The following is a 4,519-nucleotide window of genomic DNA, read 5'->3' on the forward strand; positions in this document are numbered from 1 at the left end:
CTTCTAATAAAGTGTTTTATAGATTTCAACAAATGCTTTTTTTGTTAAATCTGTTTTTTGTTTTAAAGGAGGGGGGGTATAGGAAGTGCATTTTTTTATCGTATGAAAATCTTACCATGCTACCATTTTCATATTTTTTAAAGAATGTGAGTGTTATTGAACATAATAATATTGACCAACTTCTAACCTCTAAATTTAAGTCATTTGCATATAGCTACACATCTTCAAAGGTAGAACATTTTGTCTTTGAGGATTATATTGGTGAGTATATATCTAAAAAATATAATAAAAATTATAATGTGCTTGCTCATCCTGAGAGAAAAATTCAATCTATCAAAGAAAAAAAATTTGATAAAGAATATGTTTTCTGCCCTTCAGGTGATGTTTCATATGAGTTTTTATTAAAGTTGTGTCAATTTTGCAAACAAAATGACTACTTACTTATTGCCAAGGATAAATATAATTTAACTGGTAAATGTGATGTTATACAAAAATCTTTTTTTGAGGATTATGACTCTTTATTCATAAATTCAAAGTTTATTGCTATTGGGGTTGAGTTCTCATATCGCATAAGTGGTGTTTTTTATGAAGCTATAGCAAATCACAAAAAAGTCATTATGAATGAGTGTGTTTTTAGCTCAAATGTACAGTCTAAATATATTAACAATATCGAAATGGTACTATGAAAATATCACCTGTTATTCTCGCTGGAGGGAATGGTTCTCGCTTGTGGCCCTATTCTCGCTCAATGTTCCCAAAACAATTTCTCTCTATTGGTGAATCCGAAGATTCGATGTTGCAAACTACCTTGATGCGTCTTGATGGATTAGATACATCTGAACCAGTAATTATATCGAATGAAGAGCACCGTTTTATAGCTGCAGAACAGCTTCGCTCACTTAATCAGAAAGCTAGTATTTTACTTGAGCCCGCAGGTAGAAATACTGCTCCAGCGATTGCTATTGCTGCAATGAAGGCAATGGAGTGCGGAGAAGATCCAATTTTGTTGGTGTTGGCTGCTGATCACGTTGTTCAAAATATTTCAGCATTCCAAAAATCTGTTCTCTTAGCACAAAAACAAGCTAAGAAAGGGGCATTAGTGACTTTTGGAATCGTCCCTACAGAGCCTGAAACTGGTTATGGTTACATCCATCGTGGTGCACTTGTTGATGAAGATAGCTTCACTGTCGAAAAGTTTGTTGAAAAACCTTGTCTAGAAAAGGCACAACAATATCTTGAGTCTGGTGAATTTTACTGGAACAGCGGTTGTTTCATGTTTAAGGCTAGTGCTTATCTGGATGAACTTAAGCAGTTTGCACCTGCGATTTATGAAGCCTGTGCATTGTCGATTGCTAAATCATCCGTTGATCGTGATTTTGTCCGTGTCGATGCCGATGAATTTATCAAATGTCCAGATGACTCTATTGATTACGCTGTGATGGAGAGAACGGATAAGGCAATCGTCGTACCAATGGATGCAGGGTGGAGTGATGTTGGCTCATGGTCGGCGCTTTGGGATATATCAGCCAAAGATGAAAATGGTAACGCTTCTAAAGGTGATGCTATTCTTGAAAACAGCCAAGGTTGTTTGATTCATGCCCCTAATAAGCTTGTTGCTGCAGTGGGTCTTAAAGATATTATTGTCGTTGAAACTAAAGATGCTGTTCTGGTTGCGAATAAGTCCAATGTTCAAGAAGTAAAAAAAGTAGTTGAGCATTTAAAATCAGAACAACGTGAAGAGTACAGAGAGCATCGAGAAGTATATCGTCCTTGGGGCATGGCTGATGCGATTGATAAAGGTGGCCGCTACAAGGTGAATCGAATCACAGTCAAACCAGGTGAGCGGCAAACCGTTCAAATACATTATCACAGAGCTGAGCATTGGGTTGTAGTCTCTGGTACTGCCAAAGTAACTAAAGGTGATGAAACATTCATTATCACTGAGAACCAATCTACTTATATTCCAGTCGGGATTCCACACTCTATTGAAAATCCAGGAAAGATGCCACTGGAGCTTATTGAGATTCAGTCAGGCAGTTACCTAAAAGAAGATGACATCATTCGTTTGTAAGAGACTTATTCATGACTTCGTTAACTTGTTTTAAAGCTTATGATATTCGCGGTAAGTTGGGTGATGAGCTCAATGAAGATATTGCTTACCGTATTGGCCGTGCTTACGGCGAACATTTGAATGATGGTTTCTCTGAAAAGACTGTCGTATTGGGAGCTGATGTACGTTTAACCAGTGAGGCTCTGAAACAATCACTGGCGAACGGTCTACAAGATTCCGGGGTCAATGTAAAGGATATTGGTCTGACGGGTACTGAAGAGGTTTATTTTGCCACCTTCCATCTTGGGCTTGATGGTGGCATTGAAGTGACGGCTAGTCATAATCCGATGGATTACAATGGTATGAAGTTAGTCCGCGAACAAGCAAAGCCAATCAGTGGGGATACAGGATTGCTTGATATTAAAGCGGCTGCCGAACTTAATCAATTTGGTAAACCAGCCGAAAAACGCGGGACTTTTGAACAAGTTTCTATTCTTGATGCCTATGTAGAACATTTGCTTGGTTATATTCAACCAGACTATATCAAGCCGATGAAGCTTGTGATTAATTCAGGTAATGGGGCAGCAGGCCACGTGGTTGATGCTCTTGAAGCAAAATTTGCTGAAATTAACCTACCTCTGGAGCTCATTAAGGTACATAACAAGCCAGATGGAAACTTCCCACATGGTATTCCGAACCCACTATTACCTGAGTGTCGTGAAGATACCGCGACGGCGGTTCTTGAACATCAAGCTGATATGGGGATCGCTTTTGATGGTGACTTTGATCGTTGTTTCTTGTTTGATGAGAAAGGCACCTTTATTGAAGGTTATTACATTGTTGGACTATTGGCTGAAACTTTCCTTGCTAAAGACAAAGGCGCTAAGATTATTCACGACCCACGCTTATCTTGGAATACGATTGATGTCGTGACTAAGGCATGTGGTACGCCAATTATGTCTAAGACTGGCCATGCCTTTATCAAAGAGCGTATGCGTATGGAAGATGCCGTTTACGGTGGCGAGATGAGTGCACACCATTACTTCCGTGATTTTGCATATTGTGATAGTGGTATGATTCCTTGGTTGCTAGTGACAGAGTTAATGTCTCGTTCCGGTTTACGTTTATCTGAAATGGTTAAATCTCGAATTGAAGCCTATCCATCTTCAGGTGAAATAAATAGTAAGTTGAGTAATCCGAGGAAGGCTATTGATTCTGTATTTTATCAGTATAAAGACCAAGCATTGATTATCGATTATACAGATGGTATTAGCCTCGATTTTGAAAATTGGCGATTTAACTTAAGGACTTCTAATACAGAGCCTGTAGTTAGACTAAACGTCGAGTCTAAGGGGAATGTGAAGCTGATGAAAACAAAAACTGATGAAATTTTAAGTATTCTTAAAGGGAGTAATTAATGAAATATTTAGTTACCGGTTCGGCTGGTTTCATAGGAGCTCATGTATCTTCTATATTGTTAAATAGAGGTCATGAAGTAGTTGGAATAGATAATTTAAATGATTATTACGATGTTTCCCTTAAAGAGTCAAGATTAAAATCTTTAACTAAAAATGATTGTTTTAAATTTCTTCAAATAGAACTGGCCGATAATAAATCAATTATTGATTTGTTTGAAAAAGAAAGATTTGATCGAGTCATTCATTTAGCAGCACAGGCTGGTGTGCGATACTCAATCAAAAATCCAATGGCTTATGCTGACAGTAATCTTATTGGTCATTTGAACATCCTTGAAGGTTGTCGTCATACTAAGGTGGAGCATTTAGTTTACGCTTCATCTAGCTCAGTTTATGGCTTAAATTCAAAGACACCATTTGAAACATCTGACTCTGTTGATCATCCTGTTTCTCTTTATGCAGCAACGAAGAAGTCAAATGAATTAATGAGTCATTCATACTCTCATCTTTATGACATTCCAACTACAGGCCTTCGATTTTTTACTGTTTATGGCCCCTGGGGGCGTCCTGATATGGCCCCATTTATCTTTACTAAGAAGATATTGAACGGTGAAACTATCGATATCAATAATAATGGTGATATGTGGCGAGATTTTACCTACATCGATGATATTGTTGAAGGTGTAATACGTGTTTCTGATGTGATTCCAACTCGTAATGAAGACTGGACTGTTGAATCGGGCACCCCTGCGTCTAGCTCAGCACCTTATGCTGTTTATAATATTGGTCATGGTAGTCCAATTAACCTAATGGAGTTTATCCAAGAAATTGAATCTACCTTGGGCCTTGAAGCAAATAAAAATTTCCGCGAAATGCAGCCGGGTGATGTTTACCAAACTTATGCTGACACTTCAGACTTATTTGAGGCAACTAGTTACAAGCCTCAAATTGGTGTAAAAGAAGGTGTTAAACGTTTTGTTGAATGGTACCGTGAGTATTATAAGGTTTAATTTCTTATGAAATTGATAGTAATTTCATCTAATACCAGTTGGTA

The 4,519-nt window shown here is 37.8% G+C and carries 4 protein-coding genes; all 4 read left to right on the forward strand.

Annotated elements, in window-relative coordinates; translation table 11 throughout:
• A partial coding sequence (locus L4C36_RS23305) for a hypothetical protein (protein WP_428480160.1) occupies positions 1-686 on the forward strand: 686 nt, incomplete at its 5' end.
• Positions 683-2,071: a mannose-1-phosphate guanylyltransferase/mannose-6-phosphate isomerase gene (locus L4C36_RS23310; RefSeq protein ID WP_428480161.1), complete on the forward strand. Its 1,389-nt coding sequence runs from the start codon at positions 683-685 to the stop codon at positions 2,069-2,071. The genes L4C36_RS23305 and L4C36_RS23310, both read left to right, overlap by 4 nt.
• 11 nt (positions 2,072-2,082) lie before the next feature.
• Entirely contained in the window at positions 2,083-3,468 is a 1,386-nt protein-coding gene (gene cpsG, locus L4C36_RS23315; protein ID WP_428480162.1) for a phosphomannomutase CpsG, read from the forward strand.
• Positions 3,468-4,475, forward strand: a complete 1,008-nt coding sequence (locus tag L4C36_RS23320; protein WP_428480163.1) for an NAD-dependent epimerase — start codon at positions 3,468-3,470, stop codon at positions 4,473-4,475. Before cpsG ends, L4C36_RS23320 begins: the two co-directional genes overlap by 1 nt.
• Positions 4,476-4,519: the final 44 nt, after the last annotated feature.

Origin of the sequence: Photobacterium japonica, from assembly GCF_050337005.1 — a bacterium.
In the GTDB taxonomy this organism is placed as follows: Bacteria; Pseudomonadota; Gammaproteobacteria; order Enterobacterales; family Vibrionaceae; genus Photobacterium; species Photobacterium japonica.

Excerpts from the sequence above, each read along its gene's own strand:
- L4C36_RS23320 (WP_428480163.1), top strand. The coding sequence starts at position 3,468 with ATGAAATATTTAGTTACCGGTTCGGCTGGTTTCATAGGAGCTCATGTA.
- cpsG (WP_428480162.1), top strand. The coding sequence starts at position 2,083 with ATGACTTCGTTAACTTGTTTTAAAGCTTATGATATTCGCGGTAAGTTG.
- L4C36_RS23310 (WP_428480161.1), top strand. The coding sequence starts at position 683 with ATGAAAATATCACCTGTTATTCTCGCTGGAGGGAATGGTTCTCGCTTG.